The organism is Alienimonas chondri (assembly GCF_013036045.1).
GTDB classification, from domain to species: Bacteria; Planctomycetota; Planctomycetia; order Planctomycetales; family Planctomycetaceae; genus Alienimonas; species Alienimonas chondri.
Map to the genome: position 1 here is coordinate 1 of NZ_WTPX01000266.1, position 3,700 is coordinate 3,700.

2 protein-coding genes are annotated in these 3,700 nt (G+C 71.0%); both read left to right on the plus strand.

Features of this window, described 5'->3' with window-relative positions:
* On the plus strand, positions 1–3,009 hold a 3,009-nt coding region (locus tag LzC2_RS20725), incomplete at its 5' end, for a hypothetical protein (protein WP_171189931.1).
* Positions 3,010–3,070: 61 nt separating this feature from the next.
* Complete coding sequence (locus LzC2_RS20730) at positions 3,071–3,508, plus strand: hypothetical protein (protein WP_171189932.1); 438 nt, start codon at positions 3,071–3,073, stop codon at positions 3,506–3,508.
* Positions 3,509–3,700: the final 192 nt, after the last annotated feature.

Consider the following 3,700-nt stretch of genomic DNA (forward strand, 5'->3'; position numbering starts at 1 on the left):
GGGGCGGGGTGGTGGGGAGAGCTGGGTTCCGTGTTCAAGGAACTGGTGAAGTCGGCCGGCGTGCCGCTGGTGATCGGGGTGATCGCCGGGTGGGTAATCTGGCTGGCGAGTCCGCACAGCGGGACCATGGCCGCGGTCGTGTTCGGCACGCTGGCGACGATCGGGGCGGCGGCGTGGTGGACCGCTCGCCGGGACGCGCCGCCGCGGTGGTGGTCGCCGCTGTGGGGCTGGAAGGGGGAGGCGCCGCTGCTGTCGCGGCCGGCCGATCTGCCGATGCGACCCAACCCGGTCCTCAAGTCGCCGGTCACGCCGAGGCCCCGCGGAGCCTCGGCGTTACCGCGCTCACCTCGGTTCGACCCGAACGACCCCCACGCCCGCCGGGCCACGGAGGTGCAGCGGAACCTGCGCGTCGCCGGGTCGCTGCTGGTCGGTTTGGCGGGGGCGGCGATGACGCTGGGGATCGCGTTGACGATCGCCTCCGCGTTCCTCGTCGGGCCGGGGTCGGACGACACGTTGATCGCCGGGCTGCTGTTTCTGCTGTTCGGGACGCCGGCGCGGCTGTTCGGGGCGATGCTGATCGCCCATCGCCCGCCGGGCTTTCGGTTGGGCGACCTGCGGGTGAACTGGTCGCTGTGGCTGATCGACCTGTGGGACTGCGGCGTGACGCTGTTGTGGACCGCTGCGGCGACCGCCTGCGTCGCCTTGCCGGCCGCGATCTTGCGCATCAGCTACGAGGCGCCGGTGTGGTTCGGCGTGTCCGCCGGCATGCTGACCGCCGCGTGGGTGACGCTCCGCAGAGAGACGGCGCCGCTGTGGTGGCCGTCCGGCTGGGCATGGCGGGAAGCGGGCGGCGGGAAGCTCGGCGGGATCGGCACGGTCGCGGGGATGATCGGCCGCTGGCCGATCTTCCACACGCCCCCCGGCGGGTTGAGCCGCCCGGCCGTCTGGGCCGCGGGTTGGCTGATGACGCTGCTGGCGATCCCGTTGTGCATGATTCTCTCGCAAATCTGGCGGCCGGACGGGGACGGATTCAAGATGTTGGCGCTGCTGTGCGCGGTCCCCGGCACGTTCGCCCCGCTGGCGGTGCCGTTGCTGGGCTGGGCCGCGGTGCGGCAGGTGCGCACCTCGCAGGCCCGCGGCGACGACCCGCCGATCTGGGGCCGCCGGTTGGCGGTGTTCGACGCTTGGATCTTCCCCGCCGCTCTGCTTGTCGGGGCGTGCGTGGGAGCGGCCTGCGGGGCGACCTCGGTGTGGCACTGGGGGATCGACGGCCGGGGGCAGTCCAGTTACGACCGCTCGGAGATCGACCTGCACATGGGCCTCGCCGGCGGCTCGGGCGCTCTGATTGGCCTGGCGCTCGCGGCGCTGGTGTGGGTGAAGCTCAGCCGGGCCAGTCGCGTTCCGGTGCCCCCGCCGGTTCGTCCGGAACCGCCGGTCGGAGCGTCGCGCGACACCGGCGCCGGCCTCTCCCGGGTGTTTCGTCCCCGCGTGAACCCGGAGACCGGCCGTCGACAGTGGGGCGAAACGATCGCCGCCGTCTGCGCCGCGGGGGTCGTACTGCTGGTCGCCCTGCTGTGGTGGGGAGCGCGGGGGGGCGCTCTGGACGCGCCGCGACCGGCGACGGTCGCGGGCGAGAGCGCCGCTGCCGTCAAAGAATCCCACGACTCAGTACACCTCGCGGACCCCCACGACATGGCCGTGGCGGCCGGCTCCGTCCCGCTGCGAATCGGTCAGGTGTTCCAAGAGACGACCGACGAACGCACGCCCTGGTACGGCGTGCTGCGGCTGAATCCCGACGCTCGCGCCGCGCTGGGGGCGGACGCCGAACAGGTCGAAGCCTTGGAGACCGCCGCCAACCGCATCCGCCGCGAATGGGCGACGGCGATGGCGGAGGAGGGCGACGCCGGGGTCACGGAGTCCGGCTCCGTCCGGTTCACGTTCCCCGATCTCATGCAGCGCGAGGATCGTTGGGAACGCGAATTCTATGAAGCCGTCGATCCGATGCTGAACGTCACCCAGGAGATGGCGCTGCGGAAGACTCTGCTGTTCGGCAACGACATGCCGCACAACCTCGTGCAGACCGATTCACCTTACAGGTGGCTCGTTCCGGTGGGCGTCTATACGACCTCCGCGACGATCGGTCGTCAGGGCGAATGGTACGACGTGATCGCCGCCCACGGCCGCCAGAACGTCCCCGGCAAATCGGTCACCGCCCCCGCCCGGAAGCTGCCGCTACGGATGGAATTTCTCGCGCCGGCGTTGGCACGCGTGAGCCGGGGCGAACCGGCCTTTCCCGACCCGGTCGCGGAGGACAAACGCCTCGCCGCGCTCGACGCCGCGAACCCGCCGCCGGCGAACCTGGAAGACTTCGACGGCAAGGTGTTCGACCTGAACTTCGGTCCGAACGACCCGTGGTACGGCCGGATGAGCGTGCCGGCCGAGGACAAGCGGGCGCTGGGGCTGTCGGATGCGCAAACCGCCGTGCTGACCGCCGCCGGCAACGCCGCCCGCCGCAAATGGGGCGAGGCGATCGCCGCGGGGACGACGACGAAACCGCGTGAGGACGGAGCAGTCGAGTTCGACTTCCCGGACCTCGATACGCAGGTCGCCAAGTGGGAGCGGGAGTTCTGGGCGGAGCTGGCCCCGGCGTTCGACACGGCCCGTCAGGCGGCGCTGCGGGATCGGATCGAGTTCAAGCCGTTCTCGCCGGACATCGTGGCGGCCCCGAGCGTCGGATTCACGTTCCTGTTCCCCGTGGGCGTGAAGGCCATGTCTCAGGCGACGGTGGCGAAGTACGGCGATTGGTACGACTTAATCCGGCCGATTACGCGTGGGATGTCCACGCATGGCGAGTCGCTGCCGGAACTCCCGCCGGCGCTGCGGTTCCTCGCCGGTCCGCTGGAACGCCTCGAACGCGGCGAACCGGCGTTCCCCCCGACGACCGCTGTTCCCGCCCCCGAAGCGCCCGCGGACACTGGTCCCGCGGCGGCCTCCGCGGACGCCCCGTAACGCCGAGCCTCCGCGGAGGCTCGGCGTTACGGGGCGGAGGCTCGGCGTTACACTGCCCCGCATGTCCGAAGCCCCGTCCACGTCCGACCCGTTCCCGCTGCCGGACGCGTCCGATCCGCACTTTGCGGAGGAGATCGTCGCGCAGGTCGAAGCGGTGCTGGCGGAGTGCGAGAAGAAGACCCGCCCGCCGGAGGTGGCTCCGTACCGCGATCAGTTGTTCAGCCTGTTCGCCGCCGCGTTCGACGCCGGCCTGACGATCGATCCCGACGAACGGCCGGGTTCCTCCATCGTGGGAGCGCCGACGGCGGACCTCTCCTCGGACGGCCTGTGCAAGACCCTGGGCGAGCATTGGGGCCTCGCCGCCGCCGCCCAATCGAACCCGGAGGACGGCCCGGCGCTGAACGCGCAGCACGTCTCCAAGCTGCGATTGCTGTTGAGCCTGATGCACCTGTGGTCGAACTGGGACCTCGCCTGGCGCCGATGGCCGGATTATCACTGAGCGGGGCGACGGTTCATCGAACGGCGTCGCGGTCCCTTCTGCTCCCCTCTCCCTCAGGGAGGGGGGCCGGGGGTGAGGGTGAGCGAGTCCTCGTACGCAGTCGATCTCGGGTGATCAGCGTGTGATCAACGTCGAGCGGCGGGATCGTGAAGGGCGATCGATTGTTGAATGCCCCCTCACCCCCAGCCCCTC